Origin of the sequence: Marinimicrobium sp. C2-29 (genome assembly GCF_038419845.1) — a bacterium.
Lineage (GTDB): Bacteria > Pseudomonadota > Gammaproteobacteria > Pseudomonadales > Cellvibrionaceae > Marinimicrobium.
Genome location: NZ_JBCAQT010000018.1, coordinates 13,171 through 36,942, shown reverse-complemented (window position 1 = coordinate 36,942; position 23,772 = coordinate 13,171). Strand labels below are relative to the sequence as shown.

Sequence of the window (23,772 nt, the reverse complement as noted above, 5' to 3'; positions counted from 1 at the left end):
CGAATACGTGACATCCTTTTAAGGTTGTGTCACGTCCGGCCCGCTCAGGGGTAAGGTCTTCCGGACTCCGTAGAACCCACCATGTGATCTCGTAGGGCTGGTAAGCGACAGCGCACCTGCCACAGGGGAGTATCAATCCGAAAAAATATTTCTGTAGCGGTTATATCTTCAAAGCTCGTAGGACCGATTTGGGGTGGACTGTTCCAAGACCGTCAACCGCGGGACTAGTGTTGACGAGTTACAGGGACGTAGTTCACTCGCCACATCCATGTGGCTCGCCCTGCGGGCAGCCTTCGGCTGTGCTAATCGGCAATCCTGCCGATTAGTGCCACGTGTCTTGGAACAGTCCACCCCAAAGCGGGCCGGGCGTGATGCCAATACAACAAGGCGGATGCGCCTTAGGCTCCGAAACGTCGGACCGATCCGCCCTACCGGCAGAGGAAATGGGATGGACTGTTATTCCCAGTCCAGGCGACCATTGACCCGGTTACCGTTGATTTCGACATTGTCGAACACCAGGTTGTGGACGTTATCCAATACGAACAGATCCTCCGCCTCTTTGATCCGGATATTGCGCAGAGTGATGTCCTGTAGCGGATAACCGTCGGGCGCGTATACTTCCAGAACACTGCCGGTCGACTCCACCGTGATATCTTCAAACACCAGGTCCCGATACACAGTGGGGTAATTGCCGCCCAACTCGCCCGGGTAATTGAGCTGGAACCAGATGAACTGGTCAAACGACTCCACGGTCATGTTGCGCACCCGAATATGCTCGACCAGGCCACCGCGATCCAGGTTGGCTTTGAAGCGCACCGCTGCCTTGCCGCTGCGCAGGATATTGTTGTCAAAGTAGACATGGCGAATGCCGCCGGACATTTCGCTGCCCAGCGCGATGCCGTCTTCGCCGCCCATATCGTTACCGCGTACCACCACATATTCGCTGGGGCGGCCCACCTTGCGGCCGTCGTAATCGCGTCCGGACTTGATCACCACTGAGTCGTCACCGGTGCGGAATTTGTTATTTTCGACAATAACGTAGCGACTGGAATCCACATCGATACCGTCGTTATTGGGAAACATGCTTTCCACGGTCAGGCCGCGAACAATGGCGTGATCGGTGTAAACCAGATGATTGATCCAGAAAGGCGAGTTCTTGATGGTGTAGTCCTCGAGCAGCACGCGCTGGGCATCGAAAAACTGCAGCATGCTCGGGCGCAGGAAGTGGCCTTCACCGAACTGACGATTTTCCACCGGGTCGCCGGCCGCACCCATGGCCCGCAGGGAGTCCATATCGTCGCTCTGCTTGTCGTACCAGGGGTGGAATTGGCTGTTCTCATTACCATCGAACGTGCCCTTGCCGGTGATGGCAACATCCTGCACCTGGTAGGCGTAAATTAACGGCGAATAGCCGTACATTTCGGTCCCTTCCCAACGGGTCAGCACCGCCGGCAGATAGTCCTCGGGATCATCACTGAACAGCAGCGTGGCGCCTTCGGCGATGTGCAGGTTGATCCGGCTTTTCAGGTGGATCGGCCCTTCACTGTTCCAGCGACCCTCAGGGATGATCACACGACCACCGCCGTCTTCACTGGCCTTGTCAATCGCGGCCATGATGGCCGGGCGCGCGTTGCCGCGCTCGGCGCCAAAGTCGGTAATATTGTAGTCACGTTCGGGAATGACCGGAGGCTGCACATCCTGCACAATCTGTGAGGCTTTGTTCCAGTCGGCCTGGGTATCATCGTGGCCTTCGGCGGCCGTCGCCCAGTTGCTGGCCACTACCATGACGGTGGCCAGGCTCCAGAGGCCCAATCGGTTGATCCTCGTTCGGTTGATCATTGTCTCACCCTCTCTGTACATCTGTTTGGTTTTGGTTTGTTTATTGGGTTTTGGTCTTTCTGTGTAACGGCCATCCAGCGATGGCCGCCGTCTGTATTGGAAAGCAATCAGCGCTCTATTTCAAGGCTTGCCAGGATGAACGGACCCACCCCGTGCGGATCATCCACCCGGATGGCTTCGCCGATATAGTAATCGAAAGTACCGGGACGATAGGGCTCATTGCCCAGGCCGGCGCTGCCGCAGATCTGGGTGAGGTGGACTTCGTTGCTCTGCTCCACTTCCACCAGCTGTTCGACCAGCCCCTCAAAACCGCGCTCGGCCGCCTGACGATACTTTCCGGCCAGGTAGCCTTTGCGCTCCCCTTTGGCCAGCGCATAGACGAACATGGAAGAGCCGGACGCCTCCAGGTAGTTGCCGTAGCGATCGCCCTGATCAGTCACCTGGTACCAGAGACCGCTCTCGTGCTGGTGCCGCACCAGCCCTTCGGCCAACCGGTTGAGAATGTCGATCAGGTCCTGACGCTCGGGGTGATCCTCCGGGAAATGATCGAGGGTGTCCACCAGCGCCATCGCATACCAGCCCATGGCGCGGGACCAGAAGTGCCGGGACAGACCGGTCTCATTGTCCGCCCAGGTCTGCAGCGTACTCTCATCCCAGGCGTGATACAGCAGCCCGCTTTCTTCATCGCGGGTTTTGGATTCAATCAGTTTGAACTGGTGAGCAATATCGGAAAACGTCTCGTCCGGCTCATCAAACTCGGCCGCGTACTGAGCCCAATAGGTGGCCCCCATGTAGAGGCCATCGAGCCACATCTGCCACGGATAGATACGCTTGTGCCAGAAGCCGCCCGAGCGGGTTCTCGGCTGCCACTCCAGCTGTTTACGCAGCGTCTGCATGGCGGTCAGATAGCGCTCGTCGTCATACTTTTCGTACAGGAGGAACAGGAGTTTTCCGGCGTTGACATCATCAATATTGAACTCCCAGATCTCGTAGTTCTTGATCTGCCCCTCGGAATCGATCAACTGATCGACGTATTCCTTGCCGTATTCCAGCAACCGCTCATCGCCCGTTCGCTCATACTCTTTCTGCATGGCAAGGAGAGTCAGACCGTAGGTGTAGGCCCATTTCGGGGAATCCAACAGTTTGTACCCGCGCATGGCCCAGGCTTCCGGGCTGCGTTTGATGACCGACAATGACATCCGCTCGGACCACTTGGCGTCGGTGGGTACGGAGATGGACTCTTGGGCCAGGCTATTTCCGGCCAGGGCCCAGATTAAAAGCGCCGACAGAACGAATCTCGCTGACCCGATCAGCCCCCCTGTTTGTCTAACAATGGTTACCATTCTCTCTCTCCCAAATGAATCTGAATTATTGAAAAGGCTCTGATGGCCTCACTCGCGTTGGTGGGCGGAGCCCACCCTACGTTCTCTCCCACGATATTTAATTAAAAAAGGCGCTGACGGCCTGAACCGAACAGCGCCAAGCTGGAGGCTATCCACTTTAGGCTTTCATCCGCTTGACCTGAGGTTTCAGGCTCGTCAGCTCCTCGATTTTTACCGGCCGTCCCTCGTCAATGCTCTTGCGCGCCGCGACGCCGATCAATACCGACATGGCGCCGTCCCGGAAGTTGGCCTTCTGACCATAATTGCGCTCCGGTGGAATACCCTTGAAAACATGGGCATTGAGAATGGGATCCCCGCCCCAGTGCGCCTTGCGAATGTAGGGCAGTGGGATCCGCCGGTGGTCACCAAAATTCTTGGCCACAATGATTTCGTGCCGACCCTCTTCCCGATCGCTGTGACTGGTCAGGCCCATTTCTTTTTCATAGATCTCGGACTGATCGGTTTCCACCTCCTCGAGCCAGGGAATGCCCTCCCAGGTTTCCACCCGGCCATGCTTGCCGTTCAGGGCCAGGCGAAAGCCTTCAAAGGGCGAGTAGGTGGTCAGGGAGTAATTGACGATCACATTGTTGGCGTAGCGCACCTGCACGCTCATCTTGTCGAAAATATCGATCTCTTCACGCCAGAGACAGTTGTCGCGGATGTAACCGTCGTGATGCTCGTTCTCGACGTAGAGCTTCATCGCCAATTCGTCCTGGGTGATGTCCCAGTAGTAATCGCACTTTTTCTGGTGGGGACATTCGCGGCACTTGTCGCCCCGGAAGTCGTTGTTTTTGCCATAGTGTTCCAGGTCTCCGTAAGCGGAGACTTCCACCGGATCGGATTCGATAAACCAGTTGAGCAGGTCAAAGTGGTGGGCGGATTTGTGCAACAGCAGCGTGCCCCCTTTATCGCGCAGCCCGTGCCAGCGACGAAAGTAGGAGGCGCCGTGATAGGTGTTCAGATACCAGTTGAAATCCACCGAGACCACATCACCGATCTCCTTTTTATCCAGCACTTCCTTCAGGGAGGTGAACAGATGGCCGTAGCGGTAATTGAAGCTCATGATCAGCTCGGCATCGGAGTCCTCCACCGCTTTCTGGATGGCGGCACACTTCTTCTCATCCGTGGTCATGGGTTTTTCCGTGATCACGTTGATATTGCGCCCGAGGGCCTTGACGATGATGTCGTCGTGGCTCGCATCGTCGGTGGTCACCATCACCATATCGATGGGGCCGCTACCCAGTAACTCATTGATATCGGTGAAGGTGGGACACTCAACGCCGATATAGTCCTTCGCAAACGCCAGTCGCCCGGGGTTGGTGTCACACAGGCCCACGAACTCCACCGTATCGGAGAAGCCCTGGACCAGGTCCCGGCCCCAGAAGCGGATTCCCCGGATGCCGGTCCCCACCAGGGCCACACGGGTTTTTCGGCTGTTTTTTTCCGCCATGGCGACGGCAGTGGATGAGGCCAGCGCTGTGCCGGCCAGCAGTTGCCCGCTCCCGCGAATGAACGCGCGGCGGTCGATTGGATAGTGTTTATCAGTCATGGTTGATGCAACTTATTGTTATGGCTCGATTGCGTTCGGCTTGGCCTCTTATCGTTGACGGGGCAAACCTGGCTCCGTCCGTTGTCTCTCTTGTTTGGATACGTCTGTCTGGCCACCCCTGTTCAGTGATGAATATTCCGCCACACAGATATGGCTCGCCAAGCCCCCTCTCACACCTCAAATGATTGCGCAATCAAATACAGTTTGCAAGGGAAAAAGAGAAAAGTTGCATTCAGGAGGTTTCTGCCGCCAAAATAGTCACTCAGACTCAACCAGACCCGAGAGGCGACGTTTGCCCGCTCATCCCTGCCTTTATCCCGGCCTTCGATGGCTGCCCGCGCTCTGGCTTCTGATGAGCAGCGCCCTTCATGCCGCCCCCACCATCACCTTCTCCTGCTGGATTCCGCCGGACGTGCCTCTTTATAGCCGGGTGGAGAACCTTTTCCGCCAGGCCTTCGAAGAGCTGGGCTACGAATTCGAGATGCAGCATCGTCCCAATCAGCGCTCGCTGATGGAAGCACGCACCGGCACCACCGACGGTGAGTGCGCGCGCACCTATCACTACGCGGAGCAGGAGCCGGACAGCGGCCTGGTGCGAGTGGAGACCATGATCACCCGGACCTCCCTGGAGGCCTGGAGTCACCGCACCGACCTGGAACTGAGTTCGGTTCAGGACCTGCACCAGGAGCCGATGCGCATCGGCTACGTGAGGGGCCATGTCGCGGTCAAGAACATTGTCGAGCAGCAGGCGCTTCCCTACCTGATCCCCGTCGCCAACTCCGACAATGGCTTCAAGATGCTGAGTGCCCAGCGCCTGGACCTGTTTATCGGTACCTCAGTCACTACCCGCCAGGAGCTGGAGCAGCTGGATCTGCCCAACCCCATCCACTCCGCCGGTCACCTGATGGACCTGCGTGGCCATGCCTATCTGCACGAAAAACACCGGGCGCTGGCCCCGGAGTTGGCCCGGGTGCTGAGCCGACTACTGCCCGAGGGCGGCTGGACGCTCGACCCCTAGTGGTCCTTTAGAAAGCACTGGGGTTGGTGTCCGGGTACCGTTACAATAGTGCATCAATCAAAGTCTGGAGGCCCGGCCATGACGCAGAGACAACTGTCCCGCATCGATCACCTGATCAGCGGTTTTGACCGCGTGCTGCGCACGCTCGCCGATACCCCCGGCGAGGAGCGCCGCCCCTCCCCCGCCGGGCAGGCCGCTGCCACCGATCTGGATGACGCCGAGCGCCGCCAAGCCGCGGGCCTGATGCGGGTCAATCACTCGGGCGAAGTCTGCGCCCAGGCGCTGTATCAGGGCCAGGCGCTGACCGCCAAGCTGCCCGAGGTACGCAAGGATATGGAGGAAGCCGCGGAAGAGGAGGTGGACCACCTGGTCTGGTGTCGCCAGAGGCTGGATGAGCTGAAAAGCCATACCAGCTATCTCAACCCCATCTGGTACGGGCTGTCATTCACCCTGGGCGCGGGCGCCGGACTGGTGGGGGACCGGGTCAGCCTGGGGTTTGTGGCGGCCACTGAGGAGCGTGTCTGCCAGCACCTGGAAGAGCACCTGGCGCGGCTTCCGGCCGGAGATCACCGGAGCCGGGCGGTCATCGAGCAGATGCTGACCGACGAAGCCAGACACGCCCAGACCGCCCTGAACGCCGGCGGAATGGATTTTCCCGCCCCGGTCAAAGCGGTCATGAGCCTGGTGTCCAAAGCCATGACCGAAAGCAGCTACCGACTGTAACCGCCGACAGAACGGCGTCCTACTCGGAGTCGCGGATTTCGTAGTCGTGGGTAATGGCCACGCCCGCGGCTTCCAGCATGATGGAAGCGGAGCAGTATTTGGTGGCGGACAGCTCCACCGCACGCTTGACCTGATTCTCTTTCAGCGCCCGGCCGGTGACCACAAAGTGCAGATGAATTTTGGTGAACGGCGAGGGCACACCCTCGGCGCGCTCCGCCTCCAGCTCGACATGACAGTCGGTGACGGCCTGGCGGGATTTGGCGAGGATGTTCATCACATCGAACGCCGAACAACCACCCAGCCCCAGCAGCAACATTTCCATAGGACGCACGCCGGTATCGCGACCGCCGTGATCCGGGGGACCGTCCATCACCACACTGTGGCCGCTGCCCGACTCTCCCAGAAACTGGGCACCATCGACCCATTTGACCTTTGCCTGCATGTAGAGCACCTCATTGGCTGACTGGATTGAACCGCCGGCAAAATCCGGCGTCGAAGGCGCGCAAGATTACCAACAACGGCACCGAAAACCCAGCGAATGTCGCCACATTCAACTTGTCAACGGAAATTTGACGCTTTCGCTGGACATAACCCTTCTCTGGGCTTATAACTGGTTCACAATATTGCTAGCATGTAATCGGTGCCAACTGGTCAGGGCGACGCTTTACGTTCATAATGCCCGCCGTTAACCCATTGATAACATAGAAAAATTAGGAGCTGCACCTTGGTTGCCGTGTCACTAACACCACATATCACTCATGTGGATGAGTTTCTCAGCCACTGCCACAGGCGTCGCTATCCGGCCAAAAGTACAATCATTTACGCCGGAGACAGAAGCGACTCGCTCTATTTCATTGTTCGAGGTTCGGTCACGGTTCTGATCGAGGACGACGAAGGTCGCGAGATGATTGTCGCCTATCTGAACGATGGGGACTTTTTCGGGGAAATGGGTCTGTTCGACCAGGAAGATTCCCGGAGCGCCTGGGTTCGCGCCAAGTCCGAGTGCGAAGTGGCGGAAATCAGCTACAGCAAGTTTCAGGAGATCGCCGGGGAAAATCCGGAATTCGTCTTTGCCCTCAGCAGCCAGATGGCACGCCGCCTGCGCGCCACCACCCGCAAAGTGGGTGATCTGGCATTTCTGGACGTCACCGGCCGGGTCGCCCGGACCCTGCTCGACCTGTGCAAGGAGCCCGACGCCATCACCCATCCGGACGGCATGCAGATCAAGATCACCCGCCAGGAAATCGGTCGTATCGTGGGCTGCTCGCGCGAGATGGTCGGCCGGGTACTGAAAACCCTGGAAGATCAGGGCCTGGTGGAAGTGCGAGGAAAAACCATGGTGGTCTACGGGACGCGCTGATCCCGTGGCCGCCGCGGCCCGCCGCACTCTCGTCAATCTGTGGTCACACAGACCCCGCGTCAGCCGAAAAAGCGCGACAGCGCCTCGCCCGGATCATCCACGCGCATGAAGGCCTCGCCCACCAGAAAGCTGTGAACCTCACGGCTGCGCATCGCCCAGACATCATCGGGCGAGAGAATGCCGCTCTCGGTCACTACGATGCGCTCGCTGTCGATCGCGGGCAACAGATCGTACGTGGTCTGCAGGTCCACCTCGAAGGTGTGCAGGTTGCGATTGTTGATGCCGATCAGCTTGTTGGGCAGCTCCAGCGCCAGCTCCAGCTCCGCCAGATTGTGCACTTCCACCAACACATCCAGCCCCAGCTCCAACGCCCGGGTATTCAATGCCCGCAACTGCTCGGCCGACAACGCCGCGACAATCAGCAGCACACAGTCGGCGCCCAGCGCCCGGGCCTCGTACAGCTGATACTCATCGATAATGAAATCTTTGCGGATTACAGGCAGGTTCGTGGCTTCGCGCGCCTGCTGCAGGTAGGCGTCCGCCCCCTGGAAGAAATCAACGTCAGTAAGAACCGACAGGCAGGTGGCACCGCCGCGCTCGTAGCTTCGGGCCAGCTCGGCCGGATCAAAGTGCTCCCGAATGACGCCCTTGCTGGGTGAGGCCTTCTTGATTTCGGCAATCACCGCCGCCCGGCCCTCGGCCAGCCGATCGGCGATGGCCTGCACAAAGCCGCGGGTCTCGGGAGGGTGTACCAGCTCCTGGCGCAGTTGCTCCAGCGGACGCTGCTGCCGGCGCTCGGCGACTTCTTCGTGCTTGCGCGCAATGATCTTGCGCAGCACCGTGGGCGTTTCACTCACACTCATAGGTCAGGTATCCCCTGGGGTCATTCTTTAAAACAGTAGGTGAAGGACGCCAGCTCGCGAATCTTTTCCCCGGCCAGACTGCTGCCAATGGCATCGCGCGCCAATTCCACGCCTTCGGCCAGGGTATCGGCGACACCGCTGACATAAATGGCGGCGCCGGCGTTCAGGGTAATGATGTCCGCCGCTTTTTCCGCGTATTGGCCCCGACGGTTGCCCAGGGCGTCTTTGATCAGCCCCAGAGACTCGTCGGCATTGGTCACGCTCAGGCCGATCAGGCTCTTGCTCTGAATTCCGAAATCTTCCGGTTTGATCACATACTCGGTGACCTGGCCGTTTTTCAGTTCAGCCACCTGAGTTTCCGCGGCCAGGCTGATTTCATCCAGCCCATCTTTGGCGTGCACGACCATCACATGCTCGCTGCCCAACCGGTGCAATACCTCGGCCATGGGGCGGCACAGCTCGCCGTTGAACACTCCGATCACCTGGCGCTTGACGTTGGCCGGGTTGGTCATCGGGCCCAGCATGTTGAAGATGGTACGCATGCCCAGCTCTTTGCGTGGGCCGACCGCATGCTTCATCGCACTGTGGTGTATGGGCGCGAACATGAAGCCCACACCAATTTCCCGCACGCAACGGGCCACCTGCTCGGGAGTGATGTTCAGGTAAATGCCGGCCTCTTCGAGCACGTCGGCACTGCCGGTCGAACTGGAGACGGAGCGGTTGCCGTGCTTGGCAACCCGGCCTCCCGCTGCCGCCACCACAAAAGCACTGGCGGTGGAGACATTGAACAGGTTGGCACCATCACCTCCGGTGCCACAGGTATCGACCAGATGCTCGACATCAATGTCCACTTGCTCGGCGAGCGAGCGCATGGCAATGGCGGCACCGGTTATTTCATCCAGGGTTTCGCCTTTCATCCTCAGCGCCACCAGAAAGCCGCCAATCTGTGCTTCGGTCGCGCCACCGGTCATGATGTCTTTCATCACCGAAGTCATCTCTTCGGTGCTCAGGTCAATCTTCTCGACCACGCGGGTCAAGGCTTGTTTGATGTCCATGTGTTTCTCCTGTTTATTATCGTGAGGACGTAAGGCAACGGCTACTGCACATTGCAGTACCCGGCTCTCTCACTCTCTCCCCAGGGGCGAACACTCGGTTTGCCAACTCTCTCTCGTTCTGTTTTTGTGGTTTCCTTACCCTGTTTGTTCCGATTCTGACATGACAACGGTCAGGCGCGCAAAAAATTATTCAGCAGCTCGTGACCCTGCTCGGTCAGTATCGACTCGGGGTGAAACTGCACCCCCTCGACCGCCAGGGTTTTGTGGCGCACGCCCATGATCTCCGCCCGAGTGCCATCCTCGTTCTGGGTCCAGGCGGTCACCTCCAGACACTCGGGCAGAGTGGCCTTGTCAATCACCAGCGAATGGTAGCGGGTGGCCTGCAGCGGGTTGTTCAAGCCGGTAAAAACGCCGCGGTTTTCATGATAGACGGGCGAGGTTTTGCCGTGCATGACCTGCGGTGCCCGAATCACTTTGCCGCCAAAGGCCTGACCGATGGCCTGATGCCCCAGGCAGACACCCAGCAGCGGAATCCGCCCGGCAAAGGCTTCAATCACCTTCAGGGATACACCCGCTTCATTGGGCGTGCAGGGGCCGGGGGAGATCACAATCTTCTCGGGCGCCAGGGCCTCAATCTCGGGCACATCAATCTCGTCGTTGCGCACGACCTTCACGTCCGCGCCCAACTCGGCCAGATACTGCACCACGTTGTAGGTGAACGAGTCGTAATTATCGATCATCAGAATCATGCCTGCTCTCCCCCTTGCTCACCCCGGTTCACCATGTCCACCGCACGGAAAATCGCGCGCGCCTTGTTCATGGTCTCTTTCCACTCCAGAGCGGGCACCGAGTCGGCCACGATGCCGCCACCAGCCTGAACGTAGAGCTTGCCGTCTTTGATCACTGCGGTGCGGATGGCGATGGCGGTATCCATATTGCCATTCCAGGCGATGTAGCCCACCGCGCCGCCATAGATGCCACGCTTTTCGCTTTCCAGCTCATCGATGATTTCCATGGCGCGAATTTTGGGCGCTCCGGAGAGGGTGCCCGCCGGCAAGGCCGCGCGCAGCACATCCATCACTTCCAGACCGTGTTTGAGACGACCGGTCACATTGGAGGTGATGTGCATCACATGGGAGTAACGCTCCACCACCATCTTGTCCGTGAGCTTCACACTGCCGGTCTCCGAGACCCGCCCCACATCGTTGCGCCCCAGGTCGATCAGCATCAGGTGCTCGGCAATTTCCTTGGGGTCATTGACCAGGTCCTGCTCCATGGCCAGGTCTTCTTCGGGTGTGCGCCCCCGGCGACGGGTGCCGGCAATGGGGCGCACCGTGACCACGCCATCTTCCAGACGCGCCAGAATCTCGGGGCTGGAGCCCACCACCTGATGATCACCCAGATCGAGAAAATACATGTAGGGGGAAGGATTCAGACAGCGCAGGGCCCGATAGAGGTTCAGCGGCTCGGCGTTGTAATCAATGGACAGGCGCTGGGAGGGAACCACCTGCATGACGTCGCCAGCGAGGGTGTACTCTTTGACCTTTTCCACCGCCGCCTTGTAGCCCTCCTCTCCCATGTGGGAGGTGAACGTCTGCTCAGGTCCTTCGGCGCGCGGGAGGCCCACCTCCGGCAACGACGGCACCGGTTCGCGCAGCTGGGCGGCCAGGTCGTTCAGCCGCTGCTGGGCGAGCTCATAGGCATTGTCCAGCTCGGGGTTGGCGTGTATCACCAGCACCAGCTTGCCCGCCAGGTTGTCAAACACCAGCACTTCGTCGGAGACCATCAACAGAATATCCGGCGTTCCCAGTCGATCCGCCGGCATGGTTTCCTGCAGATGCGGCTCCACATAGCGCACACAATCATAGCCAAAATAGCCGACCAGCCCGCCGGTAAATCGGGGCAGACCTGGCAGGTCCGGGGCGCGGAAGCGCTGTTTGAAGGTCTCGACAAACTCGAGCGGGTCGTCGCATTCAAACTCTTCCTCAACGGCGCCATCCACTTCAATCCTGACCCGGGAGCCGAAGGCCTTGAGCACCCGCCGGGCGGGCAGGCCGATCATGGAGTAACGGCCCCACTTCTCCCCGCCCTGAACGGATTCAAACAGGTAGGAGTAGGGTCCGCGGGCCAACTTCAGATAGGAGGACAAGGGGGTGTCCAGGTCGGCCAGCACCTCGTGCATGACCGGAATACGGTTATAGCCTTGAGCGGCCAACTGGGAGAATTGTTCAGGAGTCATGCCTATACCTTTTCGATCACGGCCGCGAAGCGGCGCGTCTGCTTATCGGTGTATCAAGTATTTTTCAGGAGGCGGCACCAAGGAAGCGAAACCAAGGCGCCGACACAACGCAGACCCGCCCCGGGCCAGAGGCCAGAGCCGGGCAATCACTTCAGCGGCGCCATCGGGCGGGGAGCGCAGCGGGGGTGTACTGATATAAGCCTGACGAGATCAACGGACTGCTCCTCGATTCATGATGAGCCGAGTTTACTCAAAACCGGCCCTTGGGGCCAGCCCCTAGTGGGCTACGCGGCCCGCTGACGAGGCAAAGCTCACACTTCGGCCAACTTCTGACGCATGGCATCGATCACCTCCCGGTAATCGGGCGCGTTGAAAATGGCCGACCCGGCCACAAAGGTGTCGGCGCCCGCCTCGGCCACGGCCGACAGGGTTTCCAGATTGACGCCACCGTCCACTTCCAGGCGAATATCCAACCCACTGTCATCGATCAGCCGGCGCGCGGCGCGCAGCTTGTCCAGAGTTGCCGGAATAAACTTCTGGCCACCAAAGCCCGGGTTGACCGACATCAATAACAGCATATCCAGCCGATCCATGACGTGTCGGATCGGCTCCAGCCCGGTCGCCGGATTGAGCACCAGGCCGGCCCGACAGCCGGCATTCTGTATCAATTGCAGTGACCGATCCACATGGCGCGAGGCTTCGGGGTGAAAGGTGATGTAGCTGGCACCCGCCTCGGCAAACTGCTCGATCAGATCATCCACCGGGTCCACCATCAGATGGACGTCAATCGGCGCCGTGATGCCGTACTTTCGCAATGCGCTGCAGACCATGGGCCCGAAGGTGAGGTTGGGCACATAGTGATTGTCCATGACATCAAAATGGATCATGTCGCCGCCGGCCGCCAGCACGGCATCGGCCTCCTCCCCCAGCCGGGCGAAGTCGGCCGAGAGGATCGACGGCGCTATTTTGTAATCCCGCTTAAAGTTATGCATAGATTGTCCGATTAAGGTTGATAGAGTTAATCGTTTGGCACACTGTGCTTTTGGAGCATTGTACCCAAACTTCCGCCCGGATAGGCAGCATCCACGATGAATCGACGCCGTTCAACCCTCGCCCACCCCCGACCGACGGCCTGCCTGCTGCCCTTGTTGCTGATGCTGGGCCTGGTGCTGACACTCCCCGCCATCGCCCAGGAGGAGGGTGAAGAGCCCGTGAATGAGGCGGCCACCGAGGAGCGGGAGGAGGATGAAGAGCCTCGCTATGGGTCCCGACGGGAACGGAACCAACAGCTGCTCGCCCAGCGCTTCCCCGAAGAGGCCCGGTGGCTGACGCTGCCCGCCCCCGAGACCGAAACCCTGGCACTGTTTCGCCCGGCCGCCGATACGGAGCCGAAGGGCGCGCTATTGCTTCTCTATGGCGCTGAGGATCCGCCCCACTGGCCGGCCCACCTGGACAACCTGCGGCGGGCCCTGCCCCGCCACGGCTGGGCCACCCTGGCGCTGACACTGCCGCTGCCAGAGCCTCCGCCGGTTCCGGAGCGTCCGCCAGAGCCGGCCGAGGATGAAGGCGAAGGAGAAGGCGAAGGAGAAGAAGACACAGCAGAGGACAGCGCCGGGGAAGACGAGCAAGAGAACGAGGAAAACGGGGCCGACGGGGAAAACGGAGCGGAAGGGGAAAATGACGGAGACGAGGCGGAACCCGAGGTTCCAGCGCAGGAGCCCCTCCCCCCTCGCGCCGATCGCATTGCCAACCGTCTGGACGCGGCACTGACCTGGCTCGACCGGGAAGGTCAGGGCAATCTGGTGGTACTGGTGGACGATGCCAGCGCCGAAACCGTCATGGCTTACCTGCAACCCCAGCTCGAAGCCGGCGCCGGGGGCGAGCCACCCTCGACAGGCGAAAGCCCCCTCGCCGGCCCCATACGCGCCCTGATTCTGGTCAACTCAGTGCCCGGCCCCAGGCTGAGCACCGAGCAACTGACGCAGGTTTTTGCCATCCCCGAGATGCCGTTACTGGATGTCTTTCTCGGGCCGACGTCGCGCCTGCATGACCGGGTGCGCGAGCACCGGAACCTGTCAGCACGCCAACGCCTGGAGCGCTACCACCGCCTGCAGTTGCCCAGACCCCGGGTGGAAGACCCGGAGGATGAACGCAGCTTCTGGGTGCGCCGCATTCACGGCTTCATGCATCGCCAGGCCGAAGGCATGGAGCGGCGGCGAATCAACCGGCCGTAACGCCCTAACTGTGGACGATTTGGAGAGCTCTGATAACCACAGTTAGGGCGTTACAGGACACTAGCAATCGCCCGGCTGACATAGTCCACCTTGTCCAGGTTCAGGCCGGCCACATTGATCCGGCTGTTGTCGGTCATGTAGATGCTGAAGTCCTCGCGCAGTCGCGCCACCTGCGCCTCCGTCAGCCCCAGGAACGAGAACATGCCCCGCTCCCGGGCGATGAAACCGAAATCCCGGCCGGGTATGGCCTTCGCCAGGGCTTCCACCAGAGCCTGGCGCAGCTGCTGAATGCGCCCGCGCATCTCGGCCAGTTCTTCATTCCAGCTCTGGCGTAACCCCCGGTCATGCCATATCTGGTCAACAATGGCAGCGCCGTGCGAGGGCGGCATGGAATAAAGCCCCCGCGCCACGCTCAACAGCTGGCTGCGACAGGCATCAGCCCGCGACGAGTCAGCACTTACTACGGTCAGCGCCCCCGCCCGCTCGCGGTAAAGGCCAAAGTTCTTGGAAAACGAGACCGCCACCAGCACCTCGGTCAGCTGCTCGGCCATGATCCGGGGCCCGTACGCATCCTCATCCAGCCCCGCGCCAAAACCCTGATACGCCATATCGATAAAAGGCACAAACCCGCGCGCCTTCGCCAGCTCGGTCACCTGCTGCCACTGCGCGTCGCTCAGATCGGCACCGCAGGGGTTGTGGCAGGAGGCATGCAACAGCACCAGATCCCCGGCCGGAACCTTGCCCAGGGCCGCGAGCATGGCGTCAAAATCCAGAGTGTGACGTTCAAAATCGTAGTAGGGATATTCCTTCAGCTCCATGCCGGCATCGCCCAGTAGCGGCACATGGTTGGCCCAGGTAGGCGTGCTCACCCAGATCCGCGCGCCGGGCTTCGCCCGCTGAATCAACTCGGCCGCCACGCGCAGGGCACCGCAACCGCCCGGGGTCTGAAGCGTCGCCACCCGCTGTTGTTCCCGGGCCGGGTGCTCCGTCCCGTACACCAGATCCTCCACCGCTTCGTTGGCACCGGGGTAACCGGCCGGGTGAAGGTAGGCTTTGGTGGTCTCATTCTCAAACCGGCGCTGTTCAGCGGCCTTGACTGCGGCCATGATCGGGGTCTCGCCCGCGGCATTGCGATACACCCCCACGCCCAGGTCGACTTTTTCCGGATTGGGGTCCTCGCGAAAGGCAACGCTCAACCCCAGAATGGGATCGTTGGGCAGGGTGGGAAGAGTATCGAACATGCTTGGGGCTCCTGGGGTTTGGTGGTTGGCGGGATTATACGCGGTAGCTTTGGGCGGGATTATACGCGGTAACAAGGGTTAACTTCGACTGTACTTCGAGCGGAGTGCTACGCCTGGGTAACCCCTTGTGAGACACACTGTGAATACTTCCATGTAAGCTCGACGTCGGCATCCATGCCTTCGACGGTCTCACAAGGGGTTACCCAGCCTCCGCGGTGCCAACGGACCGTTTCGGGAACTAGCACCTTTACGGCGGATGCGCTTACAGCTTATCCGCCCTACGTTGACTGCCGTGGTACTCGTAGGGCGGATAAGCCTAAGGCGCATCCGCCGTGATCATACCGCCGTGAGTTAGGCATGGCACTGAGGGCCGTGGAGGGGAAGCCCTTTCAAGACCGTCGAAGGCATGGATGCCGACGTCGAGCCTACAGGGATGTATTTACGGCGTGTCTTGAAAGGGCTTCCCCTCCTCGGCCCGGACGTTCTACAACTACCGTCTTTTCCGACTGCTTGTCCCACGAAGCGCGAACTGACAACCTCGTCATGTATAATGGTTTTTTTATGTAAACGTGAAGAAGGTCTTTGAATGTCACGCTACTGGAGTGAACTGGTCCGCCAACTGACCCCCTACGTCCCCGGCGAGCAGCCCAAAATTGAGGGCCTGATCAAGCTCAACACCAACGAAAGCCCCTACCCGCCCTCGCCCAGAGTGCGGGAAGTGCTGACCGCCGAGGCCGTCGACCAGCTGCGGCTCTACCCCGACCCCAACTCCAGTCGGCTCAAAAGCGCGATTGCCGACTACTACGGACTGCGGCCCGAACAGGTGTTTGTGGGCAACGGCTCGGACGAAGTGCTCGCCTTTGCCTTCATGGCCTTTTTCAAGCAGAACAAAGCCCTGCTCTACCCCGAGATCAGCTACAGCTTCTACCCCGTTTACTGCCAGCTTCTGGGCATTGAGGCCGAGCGCCTGCCGCTGACCGAGGACCTGCGCATCGACCTCAATGACTACCGGCGGGACAACGGCGGCATCATCTTCCCCAACCCCAATGCACCCACCGGCCGGGCGCTGCCGCTGGAAGACATCGAAGCGCTGCTGAAAACCAACACCGACAGCGTGGTGTTGATTGATGAGGCCTACGTCGACTTCGGCGCTGACAGCGCGGCGGCCCTGGTGGACAAGTACCCCAACCTCCTGGTGACGCAGACCCTGTCCAAATCCCGCTCCCTGGCCGGGCTTCGTCTGGGGTTCGCTCTGGGTTCGGCGGAACTGGTCGAGGGGCTCGAGCGGGTCAAAAACTCGTTCAACTCCTACCCCGTCGACCGTCTGGCCGAGGCGGCCGCCTGCGTGGCGATCGAAGATCGGGCCTATTTCGAGCAGTGCCGGGAAAAGGTCATCCAGACCCGCGAGTGGACCCGCGAGCAGTTGACCGACATGGGCTTTGAGGTGATTCCCTCAGCGGCCAACTTCCTCTTCGCCCGGCCACCGACCAGCGCAAAGGCCGCCGACCTGGCGCTTCAGTTGCGCGAACGGCGCATTCTGGTCCGCCATTTCGATAAACCGCGAATCGTCGAATACCTGCGTATCAGCATCGGGAGCGAGAGCGAGATGTCGCAGCTGATCGAGACACTGAAGGAGCTGCTCCCCTAGCGGAGGGAAACTTGTATGCCATAGGGTCTTGATTCTTGCGCCAACCCGGGCTTATGATGGGCCTTATGCAAAAAGATAATAAATTTAGCACCAGCTCGTATAGGTCACTATAAGAACAGGAGATGGGAACAGAGAAGGGAACGCAGGTTAAATGATCGCCAAAGATCGCTGGCACCGGCGACCTGGCGCACTCTGGGAAACCCGGTCGCGAACGATCATCGACCACAGAGTTTCATTCAAGCCTTGCGTATTCGGCCGGATTTTAATAAATTGGCGCTGGGTTGGCACTAAAAGCAACATCGGAAAATGTCAGGTCAGCCTCAGGAGGATAGAGCGCCTCATACAAGGAGCTTAAACCGGAAACATCGGCCCGAAGTGCGACCGATGACCGAGTTTGTTGTTAGCCATTTATTGACCACCCATACTGGGCGACTATGCATACAAAACTGACGGCGGTTGAACTGATCAAGCGATTTCAGCGACTGTTCACCGACCTGAACCATAAGCAAATTGCCGAGCGCCTGGTGAAAATGGTGAAAGCCAAGCCTGCGGTAAGCCGAGTGGCTCTGATTGTAGAGAGGGATCGACGACTCTTCGTGGAATCCGTCGCCTGGGAAGGCAGCCAGCACCAGCCGCAGATCGATACTCTCGCCACCGCCCTGATCAAACTCAAACGCTTCCCCCACAATCAGATTGAGCGCGTTTTCAAGGAGGGGAAAACACTGGCTCTGGACCACAGCGCCATTATCCGCCTCGGCCACGACATCACCCCCAAGGGTACACGCTCCGCCTACCTTTACCCGATCCTCGAACACGACAAGCCCATCGCCGCCTTCTACCTGGAAAGCCGGGACGACCTGCCCGCCCTGGAGCAGAGTGTGCAGGAGCTGGAGACGGTCTGGGCGTTCAGCGGACTCCTGGCCCGCCAGATCATCGAAATGTGGCGCCACGATGAACAGACCGATCGCTACCAGCTGGCGGAACAGGCACTCTGGGCGAGCGAAACCTATCTGCATGCCATTCTGCACCACTCGCCCGCGCTGATTTCCGTCAAAGATCTGGATGGCAATGTGGTGCTCGCCAGCGATCACTACAAACTGCTGGAGAACATCGACGAGCGGGGCTTTGTGGGCAAGAACGTCTTTGACGTTTACCCCAGGGAGACGGCCCAGGCGCTCTGGGACATCGATCTGGCCACCAAGGACAAACAGCAGACGTTCGAGACCGAACTGGAATTGATGCACAAGGACGGCAGCCTGCACACCTACCTGATGGTGAAATTCCCGCTGCGCAACCCCGATGGCAACGTCTTCGGGGTGTGTACCATCTGCACCGACATCTCCGAACGCAAGCTGGCGGAAAACGCCCTGCGCGAGCAGCAGTCGCGTCTGAACTACATGGCGTTTCACGACTCGCTCACCGCCCTGCCCAACCGCTCACTGTTCTACGACCGCATTTATCACGGGCTGGCCCGGGCGCAGCGCGGCAACAGCAAACTGGCGCTGATGCTGCTGGATATCGACCGCTTCAAGAACATCAATGACAGCCTCGGGCACGACTCGGGTGACCTGCTGCTCAAGGCCATCGCCATGCGCCTGAACGAAGGGGTGCGCGACATGGACACCGTCGCCCGCCTGGGCGGCGATGAGTTCGTGGTGGTACTGGAAGGCGTGCACGACATGGAAGATGTGGTGTTTATCGCCAACAAGCTGCTGGTGACCCTGGCGCGCCCGCTGGAGATCGCCGGCCACGAGATCACCACCACCGTCAGCATCGGGGTCAGCGTCTACCCGGACGATGGTACCGATACCGACGAGCTGCTCAAAAACGCCGACATTGCCATGTACAAGGCCAAAGAGGCGGGCAAGAACAACTGCCAGTTCTACGCCAAGGGCATGAGCGCGACGGCGGTCAATTATCTGCTGCTGGAAAACGACCTGCGCCGGGCCGTGGAACAGAATCAGTTGATTCTGCACTACCAGCCGCAAGTGGACCTGCGCACCGGGCAGCTGATGGGCGTGGAGGCGCTGGTACGCTGGCAGCACCCCGAGCGCGGCCTGGTCTCCCCCGCCCATTTCATACCCCTGGCCGAGGAAACCGGGCTGATCGCGCCCATCGGTGAGTGGGTATTGCGCGAAGCCTGCGAACAACAGAAACGCTGGCTGGACTCAGGTAAAAATGTGGGCCGAATGGCGGTCAATCTGTCACCGAGACAATTTCGCCAGCACAACTTCCCGGACAAGGTGGAAACCATCCTCAAGGAGACCGGCCTGCACGCCGAGTACCTCGAGCTGGAAATTACCGAAAGCTGCGCCATGGAGCACGCCGGTGAAACCATCAATCAGCTCAAACAGCTGAACCAGATGGGACTGTTTCTGGCCATCGATGATTTCGGCACCGGCTATTCCTCGCTGGCTTACCTGAAGCGCTTCCCGATCCAGAAGCTGAAAATCGACAGCAGTTTTATCAAAGACATCCAGACCGACCCCAACGACGCCGCCATCGCCAAATCGATCATCGGCCTGGCGCACAACATGCAGCTGGAAGTGGTGGCCGAAGGAGTCGAAAAGCCCGCCCAGTCCGAATGGCTGTGCGAGGAAGGTTGTGATCAGGGTCAGGGTTTTCTGTTTTCCAAGCCCCTGACCGCGCGCCAGTTTGAAAGCCGCTTTGTCGGGCGCCACTTCTCCTTTGACGGCAACGTCGTCAAGCTCAACGCCCTGGCGTGAAGCCAGCATTCTGAGGCCTCTCAGATCGCTTCGGCTCAATTCTCCAGCGAATCATCCTGCCCGATAAAAAACGGCTCTTCTTCCTGGGTGTTGAAGTGCTCGTGAAAGCCCTGAACCTCACTGGCCACCTGACTGGTCTGGCGCTTGAAGCTGGCCAGGTGATAGAGCGCCTCGCCCTCGTGCACCAGAGGCAGGTTGGTCATGCCGATTACGATCGCTTCATCCGGCGCTTTGACCGGTGACTCGTTCAGCCCCAACGGGTCGGCAATATACCCCAGGATTGCACCCTTTTTGACGCGCGCCCCCAACTGGACCCGCGAGCGCATCACCCCGCTCAGTGGCGCACGCACCCAGCGGCTGTCATCGGCCACCACCGCCTCGGGAATTTTCGTCGGGCGCTTGCGTGCCGGCAGCATCTTCAGCTCCCGCATCACATTGATAATCCCACGAGCCCCGGCGCGAATGCACAGCTCATCAAAGCGCAGCGCTTCCCCGGCCTCGTACAACAGCAGAGGAATGCCCATGTCGGAGGCCGCCTCGCGCAGGGAGCCGTCGCGCAGCTTGGCATCCAGCACCACAGGGACGCCGAACTGCATGGCCAGATTGCGCGTTTCCTCCTGACTCAGATCCGCGCGGATCTGCGGCAGGTTGCTGCGGTGGCGGGCACCGGTGTGCAGATCAACGCCATGGGTGCAGTTTTTCAGAATATCCCGCACAAAGGTACTGGCGACCCGGCCGGCGAGCGAGCCGCGCTCACTGCCGGGAAAACTGCGATTCAGGTCGCGCCCATCGGGCAGGTAGCGGGACTGGCTGAGAAAGCCGTGAACATTGACCACGGGGATGGCGATCAATGTGCCCCGCAGCTGATTCAACTGCTTGTAACTGAGCAGCCGGCGGATGACATCGACACCGTTGAGTTCGTCCCCGTGGATCGCGGCGCAGACAAACAGACAGGGGCCCGGGCGGCGGCCGTTGATCACATGCACGGTCATCTCGACATTGGAGTGTGTGTACATGGCGGCCAGGGGAATATCCACCGAGGTGCTCTCGCCCGGAGCCACCTTGACGCCCCCGATTTCCAGCGTCCGGTTCTTTTCCCGCCGCTTCCTTTCCGCCGTCTGTGTCGGCTGATCTTCCGCCATGGACTATCCCTTGCCTCGGGTGCGGGTTTTGTGGGGTTTGGCGTTCTCTTCGATAAACTGGATGATCGAGCCGGCCACGTCTTTCGAAGTGGCACCCTCGATGCCTTCCAGGCCAGGCGAAGAGTTCACTTCCATCAGCAACGGTCCACGACTGGAGCGCAGAATGTCCACGCCCGCCACATGCAACCCCATGGTATGGGCGGCCTTGACCGCCGTGCGACGCTCCGCCGGGGTCAGCTTGACCAACTGGGCGCTGCCGCCGCGGTGCAGGTTGGAGCGGAACTCGCCGTCCATGGCGGTGCGCTGCATCGCCGCCACAACTTTGGTGCCAATGACAAACGCACGGATGTCACTGCCGCCCGCTTCCTTGATGAACTCCTGCACCAGAAACTCGGCACGCAATTCGCGGAAGGCTTCAATCACACTCTCTGCCGCCTTGGCGGTCTCGGCCAGGACCACACCCCGGCCCTGGGTGCCTTCGCACAACTTGACCACGAGCGGCGGGCCGCCGACCAGTTTGATCAGGTCCTTGGTATTGTGAACATGGTAGGCAAAACTGGTGCGGGGCAGCCCCAGGCCCTTGCGGGAAAACAGCTGCAAGGCCCGCAACTTGTCGCGCGAGCGGCCCAGCGCCACCGACTCGGTCAGACAGTAAACGCCCATCATCTCGAACTGGCGGATCACCGCCAGGCCGTAGTGAGTGACCGAGGCACCAATGCGCGGAATCACCGCGTCAAAATCTTCGAGTTTCTCCCCCATGTACCAGATGCTGGGATTGGAGGGGGTGATATCCATAAAACATTTCAACACGTCCAGCACCCGCACTTCGTGGCCGCGTTCCTGCGCAGCGGCTACCAGACGGCGGGTGGAATAGAGGCGCTTGTTGCGCGAGAGTATGGCAATTTTCATAGAGCTTCCTGACTGTTCGCAAGAGGTGGTTGAAACTTGTCGCCGCCCAGGACAAAGGAGGCATCGCTATCAACCAGAAACCGGGGTTTGAGTGCGCCCCGACCGAGCAGCATGCGAAACAGCATGTTCTCGCGGTCGGTCAGGGTCACTTCCGCCTCAAAGGCAGTATTGCCCAGCACCAGCGTGGTTGCAATCACATAGCGCATTTCGGCGTGGCCGCCGGAGTCGGTCACCCGGCGCTGATCGATGACCGGGGCTTCACACTCGATCTGGATTTCCGTGTCTTTCTGGCGCGGGTGCAGGCCAAAGCGGACCCAGGGCCGACCCTCCAGCTCAAAGGGCTCGACATAGTAGGCATGAAGCGCACTGGTGCGCGCGCCGGTGTCGATTTTGGCCTTGATCATGGCCTGTCCCAGGGCGGGCAGACGCACCCATTCCCGCCAGCCGATCACCTGTTTCTCTTCTGTTTCCACGCGATTCCCCCAGTCTGAGAGATGAGATAGTAAATTTGTTGCCCACAACAAATATTTTTTGCTTTGCGGTCCGGGTCGACTGTGATAAATAGCGCTCAATGAACCTTCATTGAGCCGCCGACCCCATTTTCGGTGCCGCACTCGGTGATTGCATTGTCATTTCTTACGCCGGAGATGTCCATGGCTGTAGATATAGATCACTCTGACAACGATATCGATTACCTGCCGGACATGCCGGTGGAAGCCGATAATGACGAGGATTCCCCCAAGCTCTCGGGCAAGGAGGCCAATCAGCAGATTCTGAACATGCGCCGCCGCATCGAGGACCGACTCGAACGCCGGCGTCTGAAAGAAGAGCTCGGTTGTGACGACCTCTGGGAGCTGGATTACTAGCCCCCCCGAAATCGGCTAAGCGCTCTCGGGCGCGCTTTCAGCCAGGACGTCCAGCACCTGCCCCAGCACCGGGTTGAACTCCTGTTCGGCCCGGAAGGCGGCGTAGAGCGGGCGGTGAAACTCGGGGGCATCGGCCACCGGATATAATAAACCGGAGCCGGCCAGCGCCTGCGGCAGATAGGCGCTGCCCTGGACCTGCCTGAGCCGATCCAGCGCCACACTGGCCTGGTTGGTGCGCAGGCGGGTCTGAACATCGCCGCAATGGCGGGCATGGAACAGGGCGAAGGCCGCGCCCCAGTCCACATAGATGTAATCGCCCGCCAATGCGGTTTTCAGCTCCAGGCCAGGCTCGCTGGCCAGCAGAGCCAGATCGAGCTGGCCGATGGCCCGGGCTTTCAGGTCGGCGTCGCCGGGCCGGTCGTATAACACCACCAGGTCCAGCTGCTCGGCCCGCAAGCGCTCGAGCAGCTCCTCCTGCGGGTAGGCCTCGGCGCCCAGAACCAGATCCGGCAATGCCCGGTGCAGACGACTGGACACCTCTCCCAAAGCGAAATGCCACAGCCCCGGTGTGGCGCCCAGACTCAAGTGACGACTGACCTCCGTCTCCCCGGCCAGATCCCGGCGCGCCTCGGCCCAGGCGTCGAGCATCCGCTGGGCGTGCGGCAACAGGCGCTGCCCCTCGCCGGTCATCTGGATGTTGCCGCGGGCACGATAGAACAGCGGGGTGCCGAGCGTCTGCTCCAGCTGGCGGATGCGGGCGCTGACGGCGGCCGGTGTCAGAAACAGCCTGTGGGCCGCCCGGCCGAAATGCCGGGTCTGGGTGACCTCGATAAATGTTTTCAGCAGTTCAATATCCATGCAGCCCCACCTCGGTTACCGCCTGAAATCTACAGGGCGACTCCCGGGGACGCAAGCACAAAAAAACCCGGCGGAAATCCGCCGGGTTTTTTATCAGGCGCTTTCTGCCCCGTAGAACAG

At 60.2% G+C, this 23,772-nt stretch carries 21 protein-coding genes; 7 read left to right on the top strand and 14 right to left on the bottom strand.

The features are described from left to right. Positions 1-456: 456 nt before the first annotated feature. The 3 genes from AAE484_RS15940 to AAE484_RS15930 all read right to left on the bottom strand — a co-directional run bounded on the left by AAE484_RS15940 (position 457) and on the right by AAE484_RS15930 (position 4,770). On the bottom strand, positions 457-1,839 hold the full coding sequence (locus AAE484_RS15940; protein ID WP_341939423.1) for a glycoside hydrolase family 28 protein: 1,383 nt from the start codon (positions 1,837-1,839) through the stop codon (positions 457-459). 107 nt (positions 1,840-1,946) lie between these two features. After that, the gene (locus AAE484_RS15935; RefSeq protein WP_341939422.1) at positions 1,947-3,182 is read right to left on the bottom strand and encodes a glycoside hydrolase family 88/105 protein; all 1,236 of its coding nucleotides are present in this window, start codon (positions 3,180-3,182) and stop codon (positions 1,947-1,949) included. A gap of 157 nt (positions 3,183-3,339) precedes the next feature. Continuing rightward, a complete protein-coding gene (locus AAE484_RS15930; RefSeq protein ID WP_341939421.1) occupies positions 3,340-4,770 on the bottom strand; it encodes a Gfo/Idh/MocA family oxidoreductase in 1,431 nt (476 codons plus the stop codon). A gap of 292 nt (positions 4,771-5,062) precedes the next feature. Between AAE484_RS15930 and AAE484_RS15925 the strand changes: the two genes are divergently transcribed. Beyond that, positions 5,063-5,788: a hypothetical protein gene (locus AAE484_RS15925; RefSeq protein WP_341939420.1), complete on the top strand. Its 726-nt coding sequence runs from the start codon at positions 5,063-5,065 to the stop codon at positions 5,786-5,788. A 78-nt stretch (positions 5,789-5,866) separates the two neighbouring features. After that, complete coding sequence (coq7, locus tag AAE484_RS15920; RefSeq protein ID WP_341939419.1) at positions 5,867-6,511, top strand: 2-polyprenyl-3-methyl-6-methoxy-1,4-benzoquinone monooxygenase; 645 nt, start codon at positions 5,867-5,869, stop codon at positions 6,509-6,511. 19 nt (positions 6,512-6,530) lie between these two features. Here coq7 and AAE484_RS15915 read toward each other — a convergent pair whose 3' ends face one another. After that, entirely contained in the window at positions 6,531-6,953 is a 423-nt protein-coding gene (locus AAE484_RS15915; RefSeq protein WP_341939418.1) for an OsmC family protein, read from the bottom strand. Positions 6,954-7,235: 282 nt separating this feature from the next. Between AAE484_RS15915 and crp the strand changes: the two genes are divergently transcribed. Next, entirely contained in the window at positions 7,236-7,871 is a 636-nt protein-coding gene (gene crp / locus AAE484_RS15910) for a cAMP-activated global transcriptional regulator CRP (RefSeq protein WP_445928865.1), read from the top strand. Between the two features lie 59 nt (positions 7,872-7,930). Here the strand turns inward: crp and trpC are convergent, their stop codons facing one another. The 5 genes from trpC to rpe form a co-directional block, all read right to left on the bottom strand. Beyond that, entirely contained in the window at positions 7,931-8,734 is an 804-nt protein-coding gene (trpC, locus tag AAE484_RS15905) for an indole-3-glycerol phosphate synthase TrpC (RefSeq protein ID WP_341939416.1), read from the bottom strand. A gap of 20 nt (positions 8,735-8,754) precedes the next feature. Further along, on the bottom strand, positions 8,755-9,789 hold the full coding sequence (gene trpD, locus AAE484_RS15900; RefSeq protein ID WP_341939415.1) for an anthranilate phosphoribosyltransferase: 1,035 nt from the start codon (positions 9,787-9,789) through the stop codon (positions 8,755-8,757). A 170-nt stretch (positions 9,790-9,959) separates the two neighbouring features. Then, the gene (locus tag AAE484_RS15895) at positions 9,960-10,538 is read right to left on the bottom strand and encodes an anthranilate synthase component II (RefSeq protein ID WP_341939414.1); all 579 of its coding nucleotides are present in this window, start codon (positions 10,536-10,538) and stop codon (positions 9,960-9,962) included. After that, positions 10,535-12,028, bottom strand: a complete 1,494-nt coding sequence (gene trpE / locus AAE484_RS15890; protein WP_341939413.1) for an anthranilate synthase component I — start codon at positions 12,026-12,028, stop codon at positions 10,535-10,537. Before trpE ends, AAE484_RS15895 begins: the two co-directional genes overlap by 4 nt. A 311-nt stretch (positions 12,029-12,339) precedes the next feature. After that, positions 12,340-13,020 carry a ribulose-phosphate 3-epimerase gene (rpe, locus tag AAE484_RS15885; protein WP_341939412.1) on the bottom strand — a complete coding sequence of 227 codons (681 nt, stop codon included), beginning with the start codon at positions 13,018-13,020 and terminating at the stop codon, positions 12,340-12,342. 96 nt (positions 13,021-13,116) lie between these two features. On the opposite strand from rpe, the gene AAE484_RS15880 reads away from it, so the two are divergent. Then, positions 13,117-14,262, top strand: coding sequence for a DUF3530 family protein (locus AAE484_RS15880; RefSeq protein WP_341939411.1), 1,146 nt, complete (start codon positions 13,117-13,119; stop codon positions 14,260-14,262). 50 nt (positions 14,263-14,312) lie between these two features. On the opposite strand, the gene AAE484_RS15875 is transcribed toward AAE484_RS15880, so the two are convergent. Further along, on the bottom strand, positions 14,313-15,503 hold the full coding sequence (locus tag AAE484_RS15875; protein ID WP_341939410.1) for an amino acid aminotransferase: 1,191 nt from the start codon (positions 15,501-15,503) through the stop codon (positions 14,313-14,315). A 586-nt stretch (positions 15,504-16,089) separates the two neighbouring features. Here AAE484_RS15875 and hisC point away from each other — a divergent pair. Continuing rightward, a complete protein-coding gene (hisC, locus tag AAE484_RS15870) occupies positions 16,090-17,151 on the top strand; it encodes a histidinol-phosphate transaminase (protein WP_341939409.1) in 1,062 nt (353 codons plus the stop codon). A 434-nt stretch (positions 17,152-17,585) separates the two neighbouring features. Then, positions 17,586-19,877, top strand: a complete 2,292-nt coding sequence (locus AAE484_RS15865; protein ID WP_341939408.1) for a putative bifunctional diguanylate cyclase/phosphodiesterase — start codon at positions 17,586-17,588, stop codon at positions 19,875-19,877. Positions 19,878-19,912: 35 nt separating this feature from the next. On the opposite strand, the gene AAE484_RS15860 is transcribed toward AAE484_RS15865, so the two are convergent. Genes AAE484_RS15860 through AAE484_RS15850 form a run of 3 tightly spaced genes read right to left on the bottom strand, consistent with a single transcriptional unit; the run spans position 19,913 to position 22,401 of the window. Beyond that, on the bottom strand, positions 19,913-21,019 hold the full coding sequence (locus AAE484_RS15860) for a succinylglutamate desuccinylase/aspartoacylase family protein (RefSeq protein ID WP_341939407.1): 1,107 nt from the start codon (positions 21,017-21,019) through the stop codon (positions 19,913-19,915). Positions 21,020-21,022: 3 nt separating this feature from the next. Further along, positions 21,023-21,928 (bottom strand): 30S ribosomal protein S6--L-glutamate ligase, encoded by a 906-nt coding sequence (gene rimK / locus AAE484_RS15855; RefSeq protein WP_341939406.1) that lies wholly within the window; start codon positions 21,926-21,928, stop codon positions 21,023-21,025. After that, entirely contained in the window at positions 21,925-22,401 is a 477-nt protein-coding gene (locus tag AAE484_RS15850) for an ATP-dependent zinc protease family protein (protein ID WP_341939405.1), read from the bottom strand. Before AAE484_RS15850 ends, rimK begins: the two co-directional genes overlap by 4 nt. A 180-nt stretch (positions 22,402-22,581) precedes the next feature. Between AAE484_RS15850 and AAE484_RS15845 the strand changes: the two genes are divergently transcribed. Continuing rightward, positions 22,582-22,794 carry a PA3496 family putative envelope integrity protein gene (locus AAE484_RS15845; protein WP_341939404.1) on the top strand — a complete coding sequence of 71 codons (213 nt, stop codon included), beginning with the start codon at positions 22,582-22,584 and terminating at the stop codon, positions 22,792-22,794. Positions 22,795-22,809: 15 nt separating this feature from the next. On the opposite strand, the gene AAE484_RS15840 is transcribed toward AAE484_RS15845, so the two are convergent. Next, complete coding sequence (locus AAE484_RS15840; protein ID WP_341939403.1) at positions 22,810-23,652, bottom strand: LysR family transcriptional regulator; 843 nt, start codon at positions 23,650-23,652, stop codon at positions 22,810-22,812. Positions 23,653-23,772: the final 120 nt, after the last annotated feature.

What these genes read in the sequence shown, in the direction of transcription:
- hisC (WP_341939409.1), top strand. Translation starts at nt 16,090, where the DNA reads ATGTCACGCTACTGGAGTGAACTGGTCCGCCAACTGACCCCCTACGTC.
- AAE484_RS15875 (WP_341939410.1), bottom strand. Translation starts at nt 15,503, where the DNA reads ATGTTCGATACTCTTCCCACCCTGCCCAACGATCCCATTCTGGGGTTG.
- AAE484_RS15895 (WP_341939414.1), bottom strand. Translation starts at nt 10,538, where the DNA reads ATGATTCTGATGATCGATAATTACGACTCGTTCACCTACAACGTGGTG.
- AAE484_RS15930 (WP_341939421.1), bottom strand. Translation starts at nt 4,770, where the DNA reads ATGACTGATAAACACTATCCAATCGACCGCCGCGCGTTCATTCGCGGG.
- trpE (WP_341939413.1), bottom strand. Translation starts at nt 12,028, where the DNA reads ATGACTCCTGAACAATTCTCCCAGTTGGCCGCTCAAGGCTATAACCGT.
- AAE484_RS15840 (WP_341939403.1), bottom strand. Translation starts at nt 23,652, where the DNA reads ATGGATATTGAACTGCTGAAAACATTTATCGAGGTCACCCAGACCCGG.
- AAE484_RS15865 (WP_341939408.1), top strand. Translation starts at nt 17,586, where the DNA reads ATGCATACAAAACTGACGGCGGTTGAACTGATCAAGCGATTTCAGCGA.
- AAE484_RS15860 (WP_341939407.1), bottom strand. Translation starts at nt 21,019, where the DNA reads ATGGCGGAAGATCAGCCGACACAGACGGCGGAAAGGAAGCGGCGGGAA.
- AAE484_RS15935 (WP_341939422.1), bottom strand. Translation starts at nt 3,182, where the DNA reads ATGGTAACCATTGTTAGACAAACAGGGGGGCTGATCGGGTCAGCGAGA.
- coq7 (WP_341939419.1), top strand. Translation starts at nt 5,867, where the DNA reads ATGACGCAGAGACAACTGTCCCGCATCGATCACCTGATCAGCGGTTTT.
- trpD (WP_341939415.1), bottom strand. Translation starts at nt 9,789, where the DNA reads ATGGACATCAAACAAGCCTTGACCCGCGTGGTCGAGAAGATTGACCTG.
- AAE484_RS15915 (WP_341939418.1), bottom strand. Translation starts at nt 6,953, where the DNA reads ATGCAGGCAAAGGTCAAATGGGTCGATGGTGCCCAGTTTCTGGGAGAG.
- rimK (WP_341939406.1), bottom strand. Translation starts at nt 21,928, where the DNA reads ATGAAAATTGCCATACTCTCGCGCAACAAGCGCCTCTATTCCACCCGC.
- rpe (WP_341939412.1), bottom strand. Translation starts at nt 13,020, where the DNA reads ATGCATAACTTTAAGCGGGATTACAAAATAGCGCCGTCGATCCTCTCG.
- AAE484_RS15845 (WP_341939404.1), top strand. Translation starts at nt 22,582, where the DNA reads ATGGCTGTAGATATAGATCACTCTGACAACGATATCGATTACCTGCCG.
- AAE484_RS15880 (WP_341939411.1), top strand. Translation starts at nt 13,117, where the DNA reads ATGAATCGACGCCGTTCAACCCTCGCCCACCCCCGACCGACGGCCTGC.
- AAE484_RS15940 (WP_341939423.1), bottom strand. Translation starts at nt 1,839, where the DNA reads ATGATCAACCGAACGAGGATCAACCGATTGGGCCTCTGGAGCCTGGCC.
- trpC (WP_341939416.1), bottom strand. Translation starts at nt 8,734, where the DNA reads ATGAGTGTGAGTGAAACGCCCACGGTGCTGCGCAAGATCATTGCGCGC.